The 21,362-nt window shown below is 73.4% G+C and carries 13 protein-coding genes; 2 read left to right on the top strand and 11 right to left on the bottom strand.

Annotated elements, in window-relative coordinates:
* Nucleotides 1-270: 270 nt before the first annotated feature.
* The gene (locus tag ACIBAE_RS00670) at nucleotides 271-3,723 is read right to left on the bottom strand and encodes an ATP-dependent helicase (protein ID WP_399281555.1); all 3,453 of its coding nucleotides are present in this window, start codon (nucleotides 3,721-3,723) and stop codon (nucleotides 271-273) included.
* Nucleotides 3,724-4,044: 321 nt separating this feature from the next.
* The gene (locus tag ACIBAE_RS00665; protein WP_399281554.1) at nucleotides 4,045-4,440 is read right to left on the bottom strand and encodes an MGMT family protein; all 396 of its coding nucleotides are present in this window, start codon (nucleotides 4,438-4,440) and stop codon (nucleotides 4,045-4,047) included.
* 212 nt (nucleotides 4,441-4,652) lie between these two features.
* Here ACIBAE_RS00665 and ACIBAE_RS00660 point away from each other — a divergent pair, with 212 nt between their 5' ends.
* Together ACIBAE_RS00660 and ACIBAE_RS00655 are read left to right on the top strand one after the other, a co-directional pair.
* A complete protein-coding gene (locus ACIBAE_RS00660) occupies nucleotides 4,653-7,586 on the top strand; it encodes a YbhN family protein (RefSeq protein ID WP_399281553.1) in 2,934 nt (977 codons plus the stop codon).
* Between the two features lie 170 nt (nucleotides 7,587-7,756).
* Entirely contained in the window at nucleotides 7,757-9,334 is a 1,578-nt protein-coding gene (locus ACIBAE_RS00655; RefSeq protein ID WP_399281552.1) for an alpha/beta hydrolase, read from the top strand.
* Nucleotides 9,335-9,472: 138 nt separating this feature from the next.
* Here ACIBAE_RS00655 and moeZ read toward each other — a convergent pair whose 3' ends face one another.
* From moeZ to ACIBAE_RS00610, 9 genes are all read right to left on the bottom strand, one after another.
* On the bottom strand, nucleotides 9,473-10,651 hold the full coding sequence (moeZ, locus tag ACIBAE_RS00650) for an adenylyltransferase/sulfurtransferase MoeZ (RefSeq protein ID WP_399281551.1): 1,179 nt from the start codon (nucleotides 10,649-10,651) through the stop codon (nucleotides 9,473-9,475).
* Nucleotides 10,652-10,723: 72 nt separating this feature from the next.
* The gene (locus ACIBAE_RS00645; RefSeq protein ID WP_399281550.1) at nucleotides 10,724-11,551 is read right to left on the bottom strand and encodes a spherulation-specific family 4 protein; all 828 of its coding nucleotides are present in this window, start codon (nucleotides 11,549-11,551) and stop codon (nucleotides 10,724-10,726) included.
* Nucleotides 11,539-12,513, bottom strand: a complete 975-nt coding sequence (locus tag ACIBAE_RS00640; RefSeq protein WP_399281549.1) for an NAD-dependent epimerase/dehydratase family protein — start codon at nucleotides 12,511-12,513, stop codon at nucleotides 11,539-11,541. Before ACIBAE_RS00640 ends, ACIBAE_RS00645 begins: the two co-directional genes overlap by 13 nt.
* 165 nt (nucleotides 12,514-12,678) lie before the next feature.
* Complete coding sequence (locus ACIBAE_RS00635; protein WP_399281548.1) at nucleotides 12,679-13,902, bottom strand: hypothetical protein; 1,224 nt, start codon at nucleotides 13,900-13,902, stop codon at nucleotides 12,679-12,681.
* Nucleotides 13,895-15,745 carry a DUF3492 domain-containing protein gene (locus ACIBAE_RS00630; RefSeq protein WP_399281547.1) on the bottom strand — a complete coding sequence of 617 codons (1,851 nt, stop codon included), beginning with the start codon at nucleotides 15,743-15,745 and terminating at the stop codon, nucleotides 13,895-13,897. The genes ACIBAE_RS00635 and ACIBAE_RS00630 overlap by 8 nt, the downstream gene beginning before the upstream one ends.
* Before the next feature lie 190 nt (nucleotides 15,746-15,935).
* A complete protein-coding gene (locus ACIBAE_RS00625) occupies nucleotides 15,936-17,612 on the bottom strand; it encodes a dipeptide ABC transporter ATP-binding protein (protein WP_399281546.1) in 1,677 nt (558 codons plus the stop codon).
* The gene (locus ACIBAE_RS00620) at nucleotides 17,609-18,598 is read right to left on the bottom strand and encodes an ABC transporter permease (RefSeq protein WP_399281545.1); all 990 of its coding nucleotides are present in this window, start codon (nucleotides 18,596-18,598) and stop codon (nucleotides 17,609-17,611) included. The genes ACIBAE_RS00625 and ACIBAE_RS00620 overlap by 4 nt, the downstream gene beginning before the upstream one ends.
* Nucleotides 18,595-19,614 (bottom strand): ABC transporter permease, encoded by a 1,020-nt coding sequence (locus tag ACIBAE_RS00615; protein ID WP_399281543.1) that lies wholly within the window; start codon nucleotides 19,612-19,614, stop codon nucleotides 18,595-18,597. Before ACIBAE_RS00615 ends, ACIBAE_RS00620 begins: the two co-directional genes overlap by 4 nt.
* Nucleotides 19,611-21,335, bottom strand: coding sequence for an ABC transporter substrate-binding protein (locus tag ACIBAE_RS00610; RefSeq protein WP_399281542.1), 1,725 nt, complete (start codon nucleotides 21,333-21,335; stop codon nucleotides 19,611-19,613). The genes ACIBAE_RS00615 and ACIBAE_RS00610 overlap by 4 nt, the downstream gene beginning before the upstream one ends.
* Nucleotides 21,336-21,362 lie beyond the last annotated feature (27 nt).

Raw genomic sequence — 21,362 nt, 5'->3', positions numbered from 1 at the left:
ACCGCCCCCACCGACAACGCGCGGCGACGGCCAGGAGGACGCCCCGCCCGCACCGGCCCTGCGGCGCGCTCGCTCGGCGCCCCGCATCCGGCCCCCGCTCCCCCGGCGCCCCGCATCCGGCCCCCGTACATCCGGCCGCCTACATCCGGCCCCGGGTGGCCGGGGCCGGATGAGCCGCTGATGTCGGTGACGTACGACCGGCGTCCGCGCCAGGCCGTGGGGAGCGCCGGACCGGTGATCCCCTTCCTCCCGGAGACCGCGGCCGGGCGCTCACTCCACGATCTGCCGGCCCTCCGGCTGCGCGCTGCAGGAGGCACGGAAGGCGCAGTGGCCGCAGTGCTGGCCGGTGCTGGGGGTGAAGCGTTCGTCGAGTACGCGGCCGGCGGCGGTGGCGAGGAGGTCGCCGACCCACTCCCCGGCGAGCGGCTCCTGCGCCTGGATCCTGGGGAGCGCCTCGCCGCCCTCCTTCTTCGGGGCGGGCTGGCGGAGCTGGACGAGTTCGGCGCCGCCGGGCTCCGGGCGGCGGCCGTCGAAGACCTCGTCCAGGGCGCCCTCGCGGACCGCGAGCTGGTAGACGGCGAGCTGCGGGTGGTGGGCGACCTCGTCCTTGGTGGGGGCCTGTTTCCCGGTCTTGAAGTCCACGACGTACGCGCGGCCCCCTGCGTCCCGCTCGACGCGGTCCATGGATCCCCGGATCCGTACCTCGTACGCGCCCGCCTCCAGGGTGACGTCGAATCCGTGCTCGGTGGCGGCGGCTGTCCGGCCGCCACGGTCCGTCACATGCCAGCGCAGGAAGCGTTCCAGCGCGACGCGCGCGTGCTCCTTCTCCTGCCGGGACTTCCAGGGGGCGTCGAAGGCCAGCGCGTCCCAGACCGAGTCCAGGCGCTCCATGAGGACGTCGAGATCGGCGGGGGTACGGCCGGAGGCCACCTCGTCGGCCAGGACGTGCACCACGTTGCCGAATCCCTGGGCGGCGGTGGCGGGCGCGTCCGCCTTCACCTCGCGTCCCAGGAACCACTGGAGTGCGCAGGTGTTCGCCAGCTGGTCCAGCGCGCTGCCGGAGAGCACCACGGGCTGGTCCCGGTCGCGTAGCGGGACCGCGCTGCGGGTCGGTTCGTACAGCCCCCACCAGCGGTCGGGGTGCGCGGACGGCACGAGCGGCTGGCCCTCCTCGTCGGTGAGCGCCGCGAGCCGGGCGAGCCGGCGGGCGGCGGCGTCGCGCAGGGCCGGGCTCGCCTCCGGGTCGACGGTGGTGGCGCGCAGTTCCGCGACGAGCGGGGCGACGGCGAGGGGGCGGCGGGGCCGGCCGGTGACGTCGCGGGGCTCGACGCCGAGTTCGGGGAGGAAGCGGGAGGGCTGGTCGCCGTCGTCGGCGGGGGCCTTGACGGCGGTGACGACGAGGCGGTCGCGGGCGCGGGTCGCGGCGACGTAGAAGAGCCTGCGCTCCTCGGTGAGCAGGGCCCCGGGGGTCAGTGGTTCGGCCAGTCCGTCCCGGCCGATCCTGTCCGCCTCCAGCAGGGAGCCGCGGCGCCTGAGGTCGGGCCACAGGCCCTCCTGGACCCCGGCGACCACGACGAGCCGCCATTCCAGGCCCTTGGAGCGGTGTGCCGTCATCAGGTGTACGGCGTCGTGGCGTACGGCCCTGCGGCTGAGGGTGTCCGCGGCGATGTCCTGGGCGTCCAGTTCGTCGAGGAAGTTCAGCGCGCCCCGGCCGCCGGTGCGTTCCTCGGCGCGGGCCGCCGCGTCGAAGAGGGCGCACACGGCGTCGAGATCGCGGTCGGCGTTGCGCCCGCCCGCGCCACCGCGCAGGGCGGACCGTTCGAGCCGCCCCGGCCAGGTGGTGCCGTCCCACAGCTTCCAGAGGGCCTCCTGCGCGGTGCCGCCGTCCTCCAGCAGCGCGCGCGCCTCGGCGAGCAGCGCGCCGAGCTTCTGAGCGCCCCGGGCGTACGCCGGATCGTGCGTCACGAGCCGCTCGGGCTCGGCGAGCGCCCGGGTGAGGAGGACGTCGGACCCGGCGGGCACGCGGTTCCCGCCGGCCCGCTCCTCGTCGCGCAGTGCCCGGCCGAGCCGCCGCAGATCGGCGGCGTCCATCCCGCCGAGGGGCGAGGTGAGAAGGGTGAGCGCGGTCTCGGTGTCGAGCCGGCCGAAGGGGGAGGGTACGGCAGGGCCGGCGGCCGTACGCCCGGTCTCCGCGAGGGTCCGTGCCCCCCTGGCCGGGGCACCGGTGGACGAGGCCGGCTTTCCGTGCTCCTCATCCGCCTCATCCGCCTTGTCCTCCCTGTCCTCCCTGTCCTCCCCGTCCTCGACGGGCGGCGGGGACGGCGGGCGGATCGCCGCCTCCGCCACGGCCCGCAGCGCCGTCAGCAACGGCGAGACCGCCGGTTCGTGGCGCAGGGGCACATCGTCGCCGTCCACCTCCAGGGGCACGCCCGCCGAGGTGAGGGCGCGGCGGATCGCGGGGATGGTGCGGCCCCCCGCCCGCACGAGGACGGCCATGTCCTTCCAGGGGACGCCGTCCTCCAGGTGCGCGCGGCGCAGGATGTCGGCGACGTTGTCGAGTTCCGCCGACGGGGTCGGGTAGGTGTACGTCTCGACGCGGCCGCCCTCCCGCACCGCGCTGAGCTCGCGGTGGGCCCGTACCTTCTCGGCGGGGAGCCGGTTCAGCGGCATACGGCGGGTCAGCAGCCGGGTCGCCGCCAGCAGCTGGGCCCCGGAGCGGCGGGAGGTGGTGAGCACCTCCACCGGTGCCGGGCGGCCGTCCGCGCGGGGGAAGGTGTCCGGGAAGTCGAGAATGCCGTTCACATCCGCGCCCCGGAAGGCGTAGATCGACTGGTCCGGGTCACCGAAGGCGACCAGTGTGCGGCCCTGTCCTGCCAGCGCGCCGAGCAGTCTGACCTGCGCCGGGTCGGTGTCCTGGTACTCGTCGACGAACACCGCGTCGTAGCGTCGCGTCAGCCGCTCCGCGATCTCGGGCCGTCCGGCGAGCAGCACCGCCCGGTGGACCAGCTCCGCGTAGTCGAGCACCCCCTGCAGGTCCAGCACGTCGAGATACTCGGCGAGGAAGGACGCGGCGGCCGACCAGTCCGGCCGGCCGGTGCGCCGCGCGAACGCCGCCAGCGAGTCGGGGCCGAGCCCCAGCTCACGGCTGCGCGCGAGCACCGCCCTTACCTCGTCGGCGAACCCGCGGGTGGTGAGGCAGGCCCGCAGCTCGTCCGGCCACCGGACGCGCGCCCGCCCCTCGCGCTCCAGATCGAGCTGGCCCGCGAGGAGATCACGTACGGCGACATCCTGCTCGGGCCCGGAGAGCAGCCGCAGCGGTTCGGTGAAGAGGTCCGCCTCCTGGTGGGCGCGGATCAGCGCGTAGCAGAACGAATGGAAGGTGGTCGCCTGCGGACCGCGCGTACCGCCCAGCCGGACCGCCATCCGGTCGCGCAGCTCCACCGCGGCCTTGCGGCTGAAGGTGAGGACCAGGACCCGCTCCGGATCAGCGCCCCGGGCGACCCGCGCTGCGACCGACTCGACGAGCGTCGTGCTCTTGCCGGTGCCGGGACCGGCGAGCACGAGCAGGGGTCCGGACTCATGGTCAACCACCGCGCGCTGCGCTGCGTCCAGCACAGGGGGATCCGTCCGGACCACCGGAGTACGCACCAGTCGGTACGCGCCCGGGATCCGCTGCCGTACCCGGCGGTGCGGGGTACGCCCGGTGGAAGGGGAGGAACTCACGTGGGTCGCCGGTCCTGGAGAGGTGTGCTCGGTATGACGGGTGCGCTCGGTACGACGGGGACGGTCGGGGTGACGGATACGGCCTGGGTGACCCGGCCGGCCTGGGTGATGGGGCCGGCCGGGATACGCGGAAGGCGTTCCGACGACGCTACGCCGCCGCGCGGCCCCGACGCGTCCGGGCGGCCCCGTACGCCGTCATCCGCTCCGTGCGGTCCGTCACATGTGCCGCCCTCGGACCCGTCACCCGGGCTGCCGCCCGGCCCGTACCGGCCCCGGCGGAGCCGTCTCCCCTCCCGCCACGCGGCGGCATGGCGGAAGCTGTCATATATGAGCCACGCCGTCCGCGTCCGTCCCGTCCCACCGCGCCCGCTTCATGTCCAGGCGCGGAAGGTGGCCGTCGGCACCTGGCGGGGCCTCACGCAGCGGGGTGCCTTCCTCGCGGTAGCGGTCCAGGGCCCGCAGCTCGTGCCCCGCCAGCAGCGCGCCGTCGGAGCGCACCACGCGCCACCACGGCACGGCGCCGCCGTAGAGCGCCATGGCGCGGCCCACCTGGCGCGGTCCGCCCGCGCCGAGCCACTCCGCCACATCGCCGTACGTCATCACCCGGCCGGCCGGGATCAGCTCCGCGACGTCCAGCACCCGGTCCGCGTACTCGGGAAGCCGCGACGGGCCACCCGCCGGGTCCGTGCCCGGCTCTTCGGACTCCTCACCCCTCATCCGCCCCATCCTGCCGCACCCCACCGACAACGCCCAGCGGAGCGACCGCACCGGTGGCCACGCGAATCCGTCACATCGGAGTGCGTCCGCTCGGTCACCCTGTGTACGTACACACACAAAGGGACGTATCTCGCGCGCCCCGTCCCCCCGCAATGCACCCTGATGCCCCCGTCTGTCGTCGGCACGTGCCACCATCATCCGGGCGGTGACTGGTGATACGAGATCAAGAAGAGACGCATTCGGCGGAGGAACAGGGCGTGCAGCCTCCCGCTGCGGCGAGCACCTCCGGCGCTGAGTCGCGCCCGGACGGCGAAGGCCGTCCCGAGGACAAGGCGAGTGCCGGCGGCGACGACGCGAGCGGCGACGTCCCCGGCGACGACGGAGCAGGCACGGACGCCGGTGCCGAAGACGGCGGCCGTCCGGACCGCGAGCGCGACGCGCGCGCGGAGGCCGGCGACCCCGGCCGCGACGCCGGTGCCGACGCCGAAGATGACGACCGCGACGACGCCGACGACGCCGACGACGCCGACGACGATGATCCCTGCGGCACCGGCGCCACCCGCGCCGACCGGGTCTCCGGGGACGAGCCACTGCTCGCCGCCCGCGTCCACCGGCCCTCCGACCTGCTGCGTCTGCTCATCGGTGTGCTGGCCATCGCCCTGGTCATCGGCCTGTCCGCCTTCGCGCACGGCACCACCACCGGCCTGGAACAGGACATCAGCAAGGGCACCGGCCAGGCTCCCGACCTGATCGTCAAACTGGCCGGCCTGGTGTCCAGCATCGCCGTGCTGCTCGTCCCGGTCGCGTTCGCGATCGAGCGGCTGATCAAACGCGACGGACTGCGGATCGCGGACGGCGTACTCGCCGCCGTGCTGGCCCACGGCGTCACGCTCGCCACCGACCTCTGGGTCGCCAGAGCCGCCCCCGGTTCCATCCAGGACGCACTGACCCGCCCGCAGCTCGGCGCCGGGCTGACCGACCCCGTACACGGCTATCTCGCGCCGGTCATCGCGTACATGACCGCCGTCGGGATGGCCCGCAGACCCCGCTGGCGGGTCGTGCTCTGGGTGGTGCTGCTGCTCGACGCCTTCGCGATGCTGGTCGCCGGTTACACCACACCGCTCTCGATCATCCTGACCGTGCTGATCGGCTGGACCGTCGCCTACGGCACGCTCTACACGGTCGGCTCCCCCAACGTACGGCCCACCGGCCAGACCCTGATGGCCGGTCTGCGCCGGGTCGGTTTCCGCCCGGTCAGCGCGATGCGCGCGGAGGAGGTGGCCGACTCCTCCGAGCAGGGCGACCGGGGCCGCCGCTATCTGGTCATCCTGGAGGAGGGGCCGCCGCTCGATGTCACCGTCGTGGACCGCGAGCAGCAGGCCCAGGGGTTCTTCTACCGGGTGTGGCGGCAGCTGACCCTGCGCTCCATCACCACCCGCAGATCCATCCCCTCCCTGCGCCAGGCGCTCGAACAGGAAGCGCTGCTGGCGTACGCGGCGATCGCCGCCGGGGCCAACGCCCCCAAGCTGATCGCCACCTCCGAGCTCGGTCCCGACGCCGTCATGCTCGTGTACGAGCACCTGGGCGCCCGTTCGCTGGACTCGCTCCCGGACGCGGAGATCACCGACGAGCTGGTACGAGGCGCCTGGCGGCAGGTCGAGGCGCTGCAGTCGCGGCGCATCGCGCACCGCAGACTCACCGGCGACGCGCTTCTGGTGAACGCCGACTGCGAGGTGATCCTCACGGAGCTGCGCGGCGGCGAGATCGCGGCGGGCGATCTGGTGCTGCGCATGGACACCGCGCAGATGCTCACCACGATGGGCCTGCGGGTGGGCGCGGAGCGCTCGGTCGCCGCCGCCGTGGAGGTGATCGGACCGGACACGGTCGCCGACTGCCTGCCGCTGCTCCAGCCGATCGCGCTGAGCCGCTCCACCCGGGCGACGCTGCGCCGGCTGGCCCGTGAGCGGTCGCAGCGCGAGCGCGACGCGGTGCTCGCCGCGTCCGAGGCGAGCAAGCACCTCAAGGCGGCGGAGGCCACGGCCGACGCCGGGGACCGCAAGACCGTCCGCAAGTCCCTGCGCGCGGAGAAGCAGGCGGAGAAGCGGGCCATAGACGATGCCCTGGACGAGGCGCGCGAGGAGGATCTGCTCTCCCAGATGCGCAAGCAGGTGCTGCTGATCAGGCCGCAGGCACCGGTCGAGCCGGTCCGCCTGGAGCGCATCAAGCCGCGCACGCTCATCACCGTCATCGCCGGGGCCGTCGCCGCGTACTTCCTGCTCACGCAGCTGACCCAGCTGGACTTCCGCACGGTGATCGGGCAGGCGCACTGGGGCTGGGTGGCGGCCGCCGCCGCGTTCTCGGCGCTCAGTTATGTGGCGGCGGCGATGAGCCTGCTGGGCTTCGTACCGGAGAGGGTGCCGTTCCGGCGCACGGTCGCCGCGCAGGTCGCCGGTTCCTTCGTCAAGATCGTCGCCCCGGCGGCGGTCGGCGGGGTGGCGCTGAACACCCGCTTCCTGCAGCGCGCGGGGGTACGGCCCGGACTCGCCGTGGCGAGCGTGGGCGCGTCGCAGCTCTTCGGGCTCGGCGCGCACATCATGCTGCTGCTGTCCTTCGGCTATCTCACCGGTACGGAGAAGACGACCTCCCTCACCCCGTCCAGGACGGTGATCGCGGGCCTGCTGACGGTCGCCGTGCTGGTGCTGGTCGTGACCGCGATCCCGTTCCTGCGGAAGTTCGTCTCGACCCGGCTGCGCTCGCTGTTCGCCGGGGTGGTGCCGCGCATGCTCGACGTACTCCAGCGGCCGCTGAAGCTGCTCACCGGCATCGGCGGGATGCTGCTGCTGACGGGCGTGTTCGTGATGTGTCTGGACGCGTCGATCCGGGCGTTCGACGACGGGCACCAGCAGCTGAGCTACGCGAGCATCGCGGTCGTCTTCCTGGCGGGCAACGCGCTGGGCTCGGCGGCGCCGACGCCGGGCGGTGTGGGCGCCGTCGAGACCGCGCTGACGCTGGGTCTGCTGGCGGTCGGGCTGCCGAAGGAGGTCGCCGCGCCCGCCGTGCTGCTGTTCCGGCTGATGACCCTGTGGCTGCCGGTGCTGCCGGGCTGGCTGTCCTTCAGCTACCTCACCCGTAAGGGAGCGCTGTAGGCGCGGGGCCGCGTCATGGCCCGGGGAGGCTGTGCCCCGTGCGGGTCACGGCCCCGGCGCGGCTGTGCCCCGGAGCCGGTCGCCACCCCGTGCGGGTCGCGGCCCCGGTCCGCCACCCGCATGGACCGCGGCCCCGCGCGGCCCGTGCCGCCGGGGCGCACCATGGGTCCATGCCGACCTCCCCCGCCCGGCGTTCCCTGGCCCTGGCCGCCGTCACCGCCGCCGCACTGCTGGCCGCCACCGGCTGCTCCGGCAGCACAAGCTCCTCGGGCGGCAGCGCCAACAGCACGGACCGGCCCAAGGACCTGGCGTCCCAGCGGCTGGACTGGAAGACGTGCCAGGCCCCGTCGACGTCGGAGGGCGGCGGTACGGCTCCGTCCCCGCTGCCCGGCGGCGCGCGGTGGGAGTGCTCCTCCCTGTTCGCGCCGCTCGACTACGCCAGGCCGGACGGCGACACGATCGAGCTGGCCCTCATCCGGGCCAGGGCCCGCGACCAGAGCCGGCGGATCGGGTCCCTCATCTTCAACTTCGGCGGTCCCGGCGGATCCGGCGTCGATACGCTGCCGTCCTTCGCCAAGGACTACGAGAAGCTCCGCGACCGTTACGACCTCGTCAGCTTCGACCCGCGCGGCGTCGGCCGCAGCGACGGCGTGGAGTGCGAGAGCGACAAGCGGCTCGACTCGTACTACGCCGAGGACGCCACCCCGGACGACGCCACCGAGGAGAAGACCTTCGTCCAGGGCCTCGCGAGCTACGCGTCGGGCTGCGAGAAGAATTCCGGCACCGCGCTCCCCCACGTCGGTACGACGAACGCCGCCCGGGACATGGAGCTGATGCGCCGGGTCCTCGGTGACCGGAAGCTCTTCTACTTCGGGATCTCCTACGGCACGGAACTGGGCGGCGTCTACGCCCACCTGTATCCGAAGTCCGTCGGGCGGGCGGTCTTCGACGCCGTCGTCGACCCGACGCAGAACTCCGAACAGGGCTCGCTCGGGCAGACGAAGGGCTTCCAGCTCGCCCTGACCAACTTCGAGAAGAACTGTGTGTCCCGGGGCGACGCCTGCACGCTGCCCGGCTCCACCCCGAAGCAGATCGAGGCGTTCATCACCGGGCTGCTCGGCCGGCTCGACGAGCAGCCGATCGCGGGCCTCGGCAGCCGCCGCCTCACCGAGACCCAGGCCACCAACGGCATCGCCCAGACGCTCTACTCGAAGGAGTTCTGGCCCCTGCTGGAGCAGGGGCTGGAGGAGGCCGACGCCGGCAACGGAGCTCTGCTGCTCGCCCTGTCCGACTCGATGAACGGGCGCGACCAGCAGGGCCGGTACAGCAATCTCCAGGCGGCCAACGCAGCCATCAACTGCGCCGACTCCAAGGAGCGTTACACCCTGGCGCAGACCAAGGCGAAGCTGCCGGAGTTCCGGGCGGCGTCGCCCGTCTTCGGTGACTTCCTCGGCTGGGGGCTGATGGGCTGCTCGCAGTGGCCGGTGGCGGGGCAGTGGACCCACCCCGATGTGAGCGCACCGGGCGCGGCCCCGATCCTGATCATCGGCAACACCGGCGACCCGGCGACCCCGTACGCGGGTGCCAAGGCGATGGCCGAGGCGCTGGGCAAGGGGGTCGGTGTGGAGATCACGTACCGGGGCCAGGGGCACGGCGCGTACGACAGCGGCAACCGGTGTGTGCAGGGGGCCGTGAACGACTATCTGCTGCGGGGCAAGGTGCCCGCGGCGGGCACCGTCTGCGGCTGAAGCACGCCGCGGGGGCCGGTCCCCGGCAACCGCCGAGGGGACCGGCCCCTGCGCGTACTCACCCTCTTCGCGTGGCGCGTGGTCGGCCTCGCGGCGGCCCGCCTCGCGTGGTGCATCCCGTGGCGGGCCGCTTCGCCGTCAGTAGACCGGCTTGTCCGGCTCGATCTGGTGGACCCAGCCGATCACGCCGCCGCCCACATGCACCGCGTCCGAGAAGCCCGCGGACTTCAGCACCGCGAGCACCTCCGCGCTGCGCACCCCCGTCTTGCAGTGCAGGACGATCTTCTTGTCCTGCGGCAGGGACTCCAGGGCGGTGCCCATCAGGAACTCGTTCTTCGGGATCAGCTTGGCGCCGGGGATCGAGACGATCTCGTACTCGTTCGGCTCCCGGACATCGATGATCTCGATGTTCTCGCCGTCGTCGATCCACTCCTTGAGCTGCTTGGGAGTGATCGTGGAACCGGCCGCCGCTTCCTGGGCCTCCTCGGACACGACGCCGCAGAAGGCCTCGTAGTCGATGAGTTCGGTGACGGTGGCGTTCGGGCCGCAGACCGCGCAGTCGGGGTCCTTGCGGACCTTGACCTGGCGGTACTGCATCTCCAGGGCGTCGTAGATCATCAGCCGGCCGACCAGCGGATCACCGATGCCCGTCAGCAGCTTGATCGCCTCGGTGACCTGGATGGACCCGATGGACGCGCAGAGCACGCCCAGCACGCCGCCCTCGGCGCAGGAGGGGACCATGCCCGGCGGCGGGGGCTCCGGGTAGAGGCAGCGGTAGCAGGGACCGTGCTCGGACCAGAACACGCTCGCCTGGCCGTCGAAGCGGTAGATCGAACCCCAGACGTACGGCTTGTTCAGCAGCACGCACGCGTCGTTGACCAGGTAGCGGGTGGCGAAGTTGTCCGTGCCGTCCACGATCAGGTCGTACTGCGAGAAGATCTCCATCACGTTCTCGGCCTCAAGCCGCTCTTCGTGAAGGATCACGTTCACATAGGGGTTGATCCCGAGGACGGAGTCCCGTGCGGACTGCGCCTTCGGCCGGCCGATGTCGGCCTGGCTGTGGATGATCTGGCGCTGCAGGTTCGACTCGTCGACCTCGTCGAACTCCACGATGCCGAGCGTGCCGACACCGGCTGCGGCCAGGTACATCAGGGCCGGGGAGCCGAGGCCACCGGCACCCACGCACAGCACCTTCGCGTTCTTCAGCCGCTTCTGCCCGTCCATCCCGACGTCCGGGATGATCAGATGACGGGAGTACCTGCGGACCTCGTCGACGGTGAGCTCGGCAGCGGGCTCGACCAGGGGTGGCAGCGACACAAGGACCTCAACAAGGGGGTTGGTCGGTCGGTCAGTACGGACGTTCTCCGTGTAACACTGCCACGCCCCTTCTCATTCCGAGACACCCGGTCCGACTCGCGAGACGATCTCGTCCCAGTAGCCGGGCAGCGTCTCGAACGGAGCGTTCCAGCCCGTCCGGTCGGTGAAGAAGACCGTCCCGGCGCCCTGCCACCGGGCGATCCGCAGGGCCTCGTCGAGGTGCGTGCGCGGAATCCCGTGGACGAGATGGACGAAGCGCTCCGGCGGGTAGTCCGCCGTCCACTCGGCCGCCTGTGACCAGCGGTAGTCCGTCCATGGCCCGGAGAAGGTCACCAACTGGTCGGCGTTCTCGGCGTATCCGGGGTACGGGTGGGTCCCGTGCCCCAGGACGAGGTGGCCGCCGTCCCGCCCCGCCACCGTCCCGCCGTCCTGCCCCGCCGCCAACCCGCTGTCCCGCCCCGCCGCCAGTTCCGCCCGCAGCGCCGCCGTCACCCGCCGGACCTCCGGAAGGTCCGCGCGGTCCGCCGGACACCGGTCGAGGAAGAACCCGCCGACGCGGTACCAGTCGAGGAAGCGCACCGCGTCCGAGACGATCTCCCCGAAGGGGCGGGTGCCGTAGGCCAGATCGAGATGGCCGAGCACCCGCACCCGCGCACCCCCGAGCCGGCGCACCGCCTCCACGCAGTGCGGGTCGGGCCGGGCGCCCGGCCCTTCCGCGACATTGAGGACGGCCCAGTGCAGCGGCGTCCCGGGGCGGGCCAGTTCGGCCCATTCGACCGGGGCGAGCAGCGGGTGCGCGTAGCCGGGGACCCCGAAACGGACCCGGCCCGCCCCGGTGACGGGCAACCGGTCACCGGAGGCGGTCGGACGCGTCCCACCGCCTCCGGTCAGATGCGGCACGCCGCCTCCATCCAGATGTCGGCGAGGGATTCCTCCAGATTGATCCGGGGCCGCCAGCCGAGCCGGTCGCGCGCGGTGCGTACGTCCGCCTGCTGCCAGCTGCCGCAGCCGTCGGGGTACGGGAACGGGCCGACGCCGAGGTGTTCCACCATCGGCTCGCCCCGGGGGGCTCCGATGGTGGGGTGGCCGGGGCGGACCGGCCCGGGGGGCATGTCCAGCTCGTGCAGGGCGCCCGCGTACCCGGCGACCCTCGCGAGGACGGCGGCGGCGTCCCTCAGCCGTACGGCACGGCCGGTGCCGATGTTGACGATGCCCTGCGCGGCGGAGAGGGAGGCGGCGTGCACGGCGCGCGCCACATCCCGTACGTCGACGAAGTCACGCTGCACGCCGAGGCCGCCGAGCTTCAGTTCGCCGTCGCCGGACTGCATGGCCCGGCGCATCGCCTCCGCGAGCCGGCCGAGCGGGGAGCCCGCCGGGGTGCCGGGGCCGACCGGGGAGAAGACCCGGAGGACGATGGCGTCGAGGCCGGAGCCCAGCACCAGCTCCGACGCGGCGAGCTTGCTCACGCCGTACGGGCCGCCGGGGCGCGGCACGGCGTCCTCGGCGGTCGACGAGCCCTGCGGGGAGGGCCCGTACTCGGAGGCGCAGCCGAGCTGGACGAGCCGGGCCCCGCAGCCGCTGCGCCGCAGGGCCTCGCAGACCGTGGCGACGGCGACCGTGTTGTGCCGGGTCAGCTCGCGGGCGCCGCCCCGGGTGGCTCCGGCGCAGTTGATGACGACTCCGGGGTGCACGGCGTCCAGGAAGCGGGTGAGGGCTCCCGGACTGCCGCTCGCGAGGTCGAACCGCACGTCGGCGTCGTCGCCACGGCCGAGCGCCGTGAGGTGCACGGCGGGGTCGGCGAGCAGCCGGTCGGCCACGAAGCGGCCGAGAAAACCGTTGGCACCGAGCAGCAGGACCCTCATCGCGCGGCCCCTCGGTGCCGACGGGCCAGGGCCGGGGCGGGGGCTGGGGTCTGTGGGGTCATGTCTGTCGTCTCCTTAAGGGTGGTGCGGTGATGCGTGTCGCGGTGGTGCGTGGCACACGTCAGGGGTGGGTACCGCGTCGTGACGGGTCGCCGCGTCGTGACGTCAGGTGTGCGCCGAGGCCCGGGAGAGCACGACGGCGGCGTGGATGAGCAGTCCGAGTGCGGCGGCTCCGCAGGCGAGGGTGGGTACGGCTCCGGCTCCCCACGCCCGGACGACGGCCCGGGCGGGAAGAGCGAGGGCAGCGCAGCCGGGAATCCGGCCCGCCAGGACGGACGCGCAGGCCAGGGCCTCCACGGCGGCGGCGAGGGCGAGTCCGGTGGCCCCGGGTCCCGGGAAGCCGTGGACCGTGAGCAGCCGGGCGAGGAAGAAGAGGGTGCCGAGCGTGACGGTAGGGGCGAGCGCGCCGTCGCCGGCGTCCCCGAAGACGGCCGCCGCGAGCAGGGACAGGCCGGTCAGGACGAAGGTGTACAGCCCGGCCGCCGAGCACAGCAGGGGCCGGGCTCCGGCGGCGAAGTCGGCGAGTCCGTGGCTGTCGTCGAGTCTGCGCCGCGCCTGTACGGAGAAGAGGTGGGCGCACCAGGCGGCCGGCGCCACGGCGAAGGCCAGTGCGGCGAGCGGGGCCGTGGTGACGGACCACGGTCCGTGGGGGCCGCCCGCGACGAGCTGGTCCAGGAGTCCGTCGCCACAGACCAGATAGGCCAGCAGCCAGCGGACCGGGAGGCCTGAGGCGGGGGCGGTACGGTCCTCGGCGCCCGGCCCACGGTCCCCGGCCCGCAGCGGTCCCCGGCGCAGACAGGCGGACAGCGCGCCGGAGAGGGCGAGGCCGCCCGCCAGCCCGATCGCGAGCCGCCGCTGCCCACCGCTGTGGTCCAGGCCGAGGAGGGTGAGCGAGCACAAGGCGCCGGGCAGCAGCCCGAGAGCCGCCCAGCCGGCCCGGCCGGGCCGCCCGGCCCAGGCGGTCCGGCCCGTCCACCCGGCGCGCGCATCGGCGACGCGCGCCGGGTGTCCCGGAGCCGGGCGTCCGGCAGCCGGGCGTCCTGGAGCCGGGCGTCCGGCAGTCGGGTGTCCGGCAGTCGGGCGTCCGGCAGTCGGGTGTCCCGGAGCCGCGCTGTCCGCACCGCGTGGCACGCGTGCGTACAGCTCCTCGGCGAGCGAGAAGACGTCCCGGTGCCGGAATCGGACGGCGGTCCGGTCCGTCATGCCGTGCGCCTCCAGGCCGGCGGCGATCTCCAGCGGATCGACGGCCCGCTCGCACAAGTACCTGTGGCGGTCCATCAGGGCCCTGACCGGATCGGCGGGCCCGCGCCGGACGGCCGCGTCAGACATCGCGTTCCCCCGCCCCGGAGTGCGCGCCGACGGGCTGGGGCTGGGGCAGCGGCGGGGATTCGGGTGCCCCGCGCGGGGTACGCCCCGTGTCCGCCGGGAAGCCGGCGCTCCAGCGGCCCGGGACGTACAGCTCCGCCGGGTGGGCGAAGGGCAACGGCTCACCGTCGGTGTCCACGGCGTCCGCCGGGCGCCGTACGGGGGTGTGCGAGACGAGCTCCAGATAGATGCCACGAAATGCCGCGAGATTCTGCTCGACGGAGAAGAGTTCGAGTGCGCGGGCGCGCGCCGCCGCGCCGAGCCGCGCCCGGCGCTCCGGGTCGCGCAACAGCGCGATGCAGGCGTCCGCGAGCGCCCGGGGATTGCGCGGGGGCACCACGACCCCCGTTCCGCCGACGACTTCGACGACCGCGCCGACATCGGTGGAGACCGTCGCGCTCCCGCAGAACATCGCCTCGACCAGGCTGACCGGGAAGCCTTCCACCGCGCTGGAGAGGACGACCAGCCCGCCCGCCGCGTAGGCGCCGGGCAGGTCGGGCGCCTCGGGGCCGCCGATCTCCTCGAAGGAGACGGGACGGCCGCCGGGGGCACCGGCCGGCTCTTCGGGGAAGAGCTGGGCGGCCAGCTCCCGGCAGTGGGCGGGATACGCGGCGGCCTCGGGGTCGCGCGTGGGGGCGCTCACGATGCGCAGCCGCGCGCCGGGCTCCGCCGCGCGGATCACGGCGAAGGCCCGCAGCAGCGAGATGACGTCCTTGGCGGGTTCGATCCTGCCGACCCAGACGAGCGTGTGCGCGTTCCCGTCCGCCTCGCCGCGCCCGGTCCCGCCGCGCGCCGCCGCGCCATGGCCCGGCCGGCCGCGGCCCGCCTCGCCGCCGGGCGCCCCCACCGCGGCGAACCGCTCCGGCTCCATCCCCGGGTAGACCGTGCGCAGCTTGGCGCGGTCGGCGCCGCACCTCTCCTGCCAGCGCCTGGCGTGGGTGTTGCCGGGGGTGATGACGCTCGCCTGCCGGTAGGTCTCGGCGGCGAGCCGGCGGTGGAAGGAGGCGAGCAGGGCGCGGACCGGCGCACCGGCCCGGGGCCCCGCCGGGGATGCGCCGGGGCTCCCGGCCGCGCCCCCGGCGGCGAGGTAGTGCGCGCGCAGCTGTACGCCGTACTCCGTGACCAGCAGCGGGGCGCCGAAGAAGCGTTTGGCCAGGAGTCCGGCCAGAGCCGCCGGTCCGCCCGACACGGCGTGGCAGAGATCGGCCGAGGCCAGGCCGTCGTCGCCGTACCAGTCGAGCGAGAGGGGGCGCAGGGCGCGTTCCAGCTGGTCGACGAAGGCGAGGTAGTCGGGGATGGTGGCGGCGCTCACGCTCCGGCGTGCGCCGGGTGCGCGGCAGGCGGACTCGACGAGCCGTACGGCCGTTTCGGAGCGCAGGGCGGTGGACAGGCCGCCGCGCTCCCTGGCCAGGTCGGCGAGTCCGTACAGCCCTGCGGCGAACGCCGCCGCGCCGTCCGTGCCCGCCGGAGCGTGAACGCCGCCAACGCCTTCCGCACCGCCCGCGCCCGGGGCCCCGTCGGAGCAGACCGCCGCCGCCAGCTGCGTGAAGTGCCCGGCGAACCGCCGCCGGTCCCGCCGCCCGTAGTCCCGGCCGTCGTCGGCGGCCGCCCAGAGCCGCGCGGTGCGCACCCGCCGGACCTGACGCGGCAGCCGGATCCAGCCGCGTTCCTCCTGCCGCGCGCTGCGGCTCAGTGCGTAGATGTCGAACTGGTGCGGTGCGAGCCCGCGCACGAGCCGGTCGCACCAGAGCCTGGACTCACCCGTCGCATACGGATACCCACCGTCCGTAAGCAGTCCGATCCGCACGAGCCCATCCCCGATCTCCCCTGTGGGCGGCCGCCGTTGATCCGGCGACTCGCAGCGGGACGACCGTAAGCGGACAGGCCGGGGGCGCGACGGACGGTTGTCCGTCGCGCCACCAGAAGGGGTGAATGCACGTAACTTTCCCGTGCCGGGGGCGTTCTATCGCGCTACGGAGCGCGTCGGTCACGGAATGTCAGGCGACGGACACCGTTTCGGGGAGTGTCCCGCGCGCCGAGCGGCGGGCGGCGGCAAGCTCCGGATCGAGCGCGGGGACAGCCGCGAGCAGCTGCTTCGTGTACGGGTCTGCGGGCGCCCCGTACACCTGTTCCACCGTGCCCTGTTCGACGATCCTGCCGTTCCGCATGACCGCGACCCGGTCGCTGACCTGCCGTACGACGGCCAGGTCGTGCGCGATGAAGACCAGCGCCAGGCCGAGTTCCCGCTGGAGTTCGGCGAGCAGGGCGGTGACCTGCGCCTGGGTCGTCACGTCGAGCGCCGAGACGGGCTCGTCGCAGACGATGAGCCGGGGCTCGGCGGCGAGCGCCCGGGCGATCCCGACACGCTGGCGCTGCCCGCCGCTGAACTCGTGCGGATACCGGTCGTACCGGTCCGGGTCGAGCCCGACCCGTTCCAGCAGGTCCCGTACGCGCGAGACGATCCGCGTCTCGTCGAGCACCCCGGCGGCCCGCAGCGGATCGGCGACGGACTCGCCGATGGAGCGGCGCGGGTTGAGCGAGGAGACCGGGTCCTGGAAGATCATCTGCAATTCACGCCGGTGCGGCCGCAGTTCCTTCTCGGAGAGGGTGCCGATCTCCGCCCCCTGGTAGCGCAGCCGCCCGGCGCTCGGATCCAGCAGCCGTACGAGCATGCGCCCGAGGGTGGTCTTGCCGCTGCCGCTCTCCCCGACGATGCCGAGGGTCTCGCCGGGGCGGACGGTGAGCGAGACGCCGTCCACGGCGGTGACGGTCTCCCGGCCGCGCCGGAACTCGCGCCGCAGGTCCACGGCTTCCAGGAGCACGCCGGCCGCGCCGTCCGGGGCGTTCACGCTCCGCGCCCCGCGCACCACCGGCGCCATCGGCGTGTCCACCCGGGGGACCGCCGCCAGCAGCGTCCGCGTGTACGTCTCCTTCGGCGTGCCGAGCACGTCCCCCACCGGGCCGCGCTCCACCTCCCGGCCGTTCCGCATGACCAGGATCTCGTCCACGCTCTCCGCCGCCACGCCCACGTCGTGGGTGACCAGCAGCAGCCCCATGCCCGTCTCGCGGCGCAGGTCGTGCAGGAGATCGAGGATCTGCGCCTGGACCGTGACGTCCAGCGCCGTGGTGGGTTCGTCGGCGATCAGCAGGCGCGGTTCGCAGGCGAGAGCCATCGCGATGAGCGCGCGCTGGCGCATGCCGCCGCTGAACTCGTGCGGCCTGGCCTTCGCCCGCCGTGCCGCGTCCGGGATGCCGACCCGGTCGAGGACCTCGACAGCGCGGACGCGCGCCGCGCGCCGGGTCGCGTCGGTGTGGACCCGGTACACCTCGGCGATCTGGTCACCGACCGCGTAGTAGGGGTCCAGGGCCGACAGCGGGTCCTGGAAGACCATCGCGGCCACGCCGCCGCGCAGCGCGCGCAGGTCGCGCTCGGAGGCCGTGGCGACGTCCGTACCGCCCACCCGTACCGTGCCGCCGACCTCCGCACCGGTCCCCCGGTGCAGGCCGAGCAGCGCGCCGGCGACGGTGCTCTTGCCGCTGCCCGACTCGCCGACCAGGCCGATCGCGCGGCCGGCCGCGAGGGTGAAGGACAGGCCGTCCACGGCCCGTACGGTCTCCTCACCCGCCGAGAAGTCGACGGTGAGGTCCTGCACCTGAACCAGTTGCTCCGTCACCGGAGAGCCACCCTTCGGTCGGCCGCGGCGTACAGCAGGTCCGCGATCACGTTCGCCACGACGACGGCCGCGCCGGTCACCAGCACCACGCCCACCACGACAGGAAGATCGATGTGCCGCACCCCGTCGATCAGGGTCTTGCCGATGCCGGGAATGCCGAAGAGGGATTCCGTGAGCACGGCGCCGCCCATCACGGTGCCGAGGTCCAGCGCGTTGAGTGCGATGACCGGCGGCAGGGCGCCACGCAGCGCGTGCCGCCCGACGATCGCCCGCTCCCCGACCCCGTACGCGCGAAACGTCCGGATGTGGTCCTCGGCCAACGTCTCCAGCGTGGAGCTGCGGGTCAGCCGCGCGTACTTGGCGCTTTCGAAGAGGCCGAGCGTCAGCCAGGGCAGCAGCATGTTCCACGCCCACTGCTCGGGATTGTCGGTCAGCGGTACGTACGTCGGGAACGGCAGCCACCGCAGGTAGGCGCAGACCGCCATCATCAGCAGCAGACCGAGGATGAAGACGGGCATGCCCGTCGCCGCGAGGGTGAACAGGGTCAGCGCCCGCTCGGTGACGCCGCCGCGCCGCAGCGCGGACAGCAGCCCGGTGCCCACGCCGATGACCAGCCAGAACACCATCGCGCCGATCGCCAGGGAGGCGGTCGCCGGCAGCCGCTCCAGGATCAGCTGGGTGACCTGCTGATCGGTCTGGTACGAGAAGCCGAGGCAGGGCGCGTCGCAGTGCAGGATCGCCGTACCGGTGGAGTAGTCGCGCCCGGCGAAGATCCCCTGGAGGAAGTGCCCGTACTGCACGTACACCGGGTCGCCCAGACCGAGCTGCTCGCGCACCTGCGAGACCTGGAACGTCGAGCAGCGCTCGCCGCAGGCGAGCCGCGCCGCGTCGCCGGGCACGACGTAGAAGAGCGCGTAGACCACGACGGAGAGCACCAGCAGGACGAGCAGCGCGCCGCCGAGCCGTTTGAGCAGGTAGCGCGTCATGAGGCCGTTTCCTTGAGCGTCTTACGGTCCTGCCGGGCGGCACGGGGCTTCCGCCTCCCGATCCGCAGCCGGCTGGCCGCGCGCGGATCGAGGGCCGAGCGCACCGCGTCCCCCAGCACCGTGAAGGCGAGCACCGTCACGAACAGCAGCCCGGCGGGCAGCAGCACATACATGGGGTCGGCCCGGAACCAGGTCTGCGCGTTCGACAGCATCTGTCCCCAGGACGGTGTGGGTGGCTTGACCCCGACTCCGAGGAAGGACATCGACGCCTCGAACACGATGTTCGAGGGCAGCAGGATCGCCGCGTACGTGATGACCGGCGCGGCGAGCGACGGGACCAGCTCGCGCCGCGCCACGCGCCAGCGTCCGGAGCCGCCGAGCCGGGCCGCGGCCACGAAGTCGAGTTCTTTCAGGGACAGCGTCTGCGCGCGGACGATCCGTGACGTGCCGGCCCAGCCGATCAGTCCGATGACCAGGATCAGCAGCAGCGGGCGGGGGAAGTCGGCGGGCACGATGGCGGTCAGGGCGATGGCGAGCACGAGCATCGGCAGCGCGACCATCACATCGGTGAACCGGCTGATCAGATTGTCGAGCAGCCGGTTGCCGAGTCCGGCGGCGAGCCCCACCGCGACGCCGATGGCCACCTGTACGGCGGTCGCGCCGACAGCGACGAGCAGCGAGACACGGGCCCCGTACAGCAGTCGTACGAAGAGGTCCCGGCCGGTGCCCGGTTCGACACCGAGCCAGTGGTCGCCGCTCATCCCGCCGAAGGACCCCAGCGGGACGCCGCCGCGCGCCGAGTCCACCAGCGCGTCGTGGTAGGAGTCGGCGTTCTGGCCCTCGATCGCGGCGAGCAGCGGCGCGGCCAGGGCGAGGGCGACCAGCAGGCCGAGGACGACCGCCGCGGCGACGGCCGCGGGGCGTCCCCGCAGCCGTCGCCAGGCCTGGCGGACGCCCGAGGCGGCGGGCGTCGCCGCCACCGCCTCGGGCGCCAACAGGTCAGGAGCGGTACTCACTTGACCGAGACCTGCGAGATGTCGAGAACGCCGGTCCAGTCACTGATGACGACGTTCTTGACGTCCTTGCCGACCAGCCGCTTGTAGACGGGGTGGAAGAGCGGCACGTCCAGCGCCTGCTCACCGATCTTCTTGTCGAGCGCGCCCCACCGCACGGCGGCGGCCTTCGGGTCGGTCAGCTTGTTGATCTCGTCGATCTCCTTGTTGACCGCCGGGTCGTCGAGCTGCGCGTGGTTGAAGTTGGCGCCGTCCTTGACGATCTGCCGGCCGTCGAAGATCGGCGCGAGGAACGGACCGCCGGACGGCCAGTCGGCGCCCCAGCGGGAGATGAAGAAGCCGGCGCCGCCCTTGACGTTCCAGCGCGCCTCGTTGAACGCGTTGGGCTCCAGGCCGACCAGCTTGACCGTGATCCCGGCCTTCTTCAGCGCCTCCTGGACGGCGGTCGCGGTCTCGGCGCCGGTCTCGCGGTTCTGGGCGGTGGAGTGGGTGAGGGAGATCGTCAGCCCGTTCGGGTAGCCGGCCTCCTTCAGCAGCTCCTTGGCCTTGGCCGGGTCGCCTGTCTTACCCGCCGGGAAGTGGTCGTACGGCGTGTAGCCGAAGGCCGCCTGGTTCGGCAGGAAGGTGGTGGCGGGCTCGGCGAGCGCGGAGCCGCCGGCCGCGTTGATGACGCTGGTGCGGTTGATGGCGTAGGAGATCGCCTCGCGCACCTTCGGGTTGTCGAACGGCTTCACCTTCGGGTTGAAGGCGAGGTAGTTCGTGTAACCGAAGTGGCCGGTGCCGACACGGTCGGCGAGCGCCTTGTCCCCGCCGACCTGCGCGAGTTCGGCCGGACCGAGATTGGTGTCGGTGGTGATGGCGGCGGCGTCCGCGCCGGAGCTGGTGGCGAGGCGCTGGTTGATGACGGCCGGGTCGAGACCCGACTTCACCTCGATCTTGTCGGGGTAGGCGTGCCGCTGGTCGTCGGTCTTCTCGGACCAGTTCGGGTTGCGCTCCAGGACGAGGTGCTCGCCGTCACCCTCGTTCTTGACGACCTTGTACGGCCCCGAGGAGACCGGGTGCTCCTCGTACTTGGCGCCGGTGTCCTTGGCCTTCGGGACGGGCGCGAACTGGGTCGCGGTCGCCAGGAAGGGGAAGTCGCCCTCGGGCTTGTTGAGCTTGAAGACGATGGTCTTCGCGTCGGGGGTCACGATCGAGTCGAGCCCCTTCTTGTCCTTGTACGGGCCCTGGTACCCGGCGCCGCCGACCAGCCAGTCACGCAGGTAGGGGGCGCCGCCGGAGAGCTCGGCGGCGAACGAGCGCTCGATGCCGTACTTGATGTCGGCGGTGGTGATCGGGGTGCCGTCCTCGAACTTCAGCCCGTCCTTGAGGGTGTACGTCCACTCCGTGGCGTCCGCGTTGGGCCGGCCGGTGTCGGTGGCCAGGTCGGGGACGACCTTGTTGCCGGCCGCGCCGTTCTCGCGGTTGCGGGTGGTCAGCGTACGGAAGACCAGCGAAGGAACGTTTCCGCCGCCGGAGGTGTACAGCCGGGCCGGGTCGAAGTCGGTCTGCGGGTCGCTGTTCAGGACCGAGAGGGTGCCGCCCTTCTGGGGCGTGCCCGTGCCGGCGGCGCCCGCCTTGGCGTCGGTCCCCTGAGGGCCCGCGCAGGCGGCGGCGACCACGGCGACGGCCACGGTGAGGGCGGTCACGGCCACGCGGCGGGTGATGACGGACGGTTGACGCATCGGAAGAGGCCTCTCGGTGTGCTGCAC

The sequence above is a fragment of the Streptomyces sp. NPDC051569 genome (assembly GCF_044454085.1).
Classification (GTDB): Bacteria; Actinomycetota; Actinomycetes; order Streptomycetales; family Streptomycetaceae; genus Streptomyces.
This window is presented reverse-complemented; position numbering and strand designations above follow the sequence as displayed.

Excerpts from the sequence above, each read along its gene's own strand:
- ACIBAE_RS00665 (WP_399281554.1), bottom strand. The coding sequence starts at position 4,440 with ATGAGGGGTGAGGAGTCCGAAGAGCCGGGCACGGACCCGGCGGGTGGC.
- ACIBAE_RS00655 (WP_399281552.1), top strand. The coding sequence starts at position 7,757 with ATGCCGACCTCCCCCGCCCGGCGTTCCCTGGCCCTGGCCGCCGTCACC.
- ACIBAE_RS00640 (WP_399281549.1), bottom strand. The coding sequence starts at position 12,513 with ATGAGGGTCCTGCTGCTCGGTGCCAACGGTTTTCTCGGCCGCTTCGTG.
- ACIBAE_RS00635 (WP_399281548.1), bottom strand. The coding sequence starts at position 13,902 with ATGTCTGACGCGGCCGTCCGGCGCGGGCCCGCCGATCCGGTCAGGGCC.
- ACIBAE_RS00620 (WP_399281545.1), bottom strand. The coding sequence starts at position 18,598 with ATGACGCGCTACCTGCTCAAACGGCTCGGCGGCGCGCTGCTCGTCCTG.
- ACIBAE_RS00610 (WP_399281542.1), bottom strand. The coding sequence starts at position 21,335 with ATGCGTCAACCGTCCGTCATCACCCGCCGCGTGGCCGTGACCGCCCTC.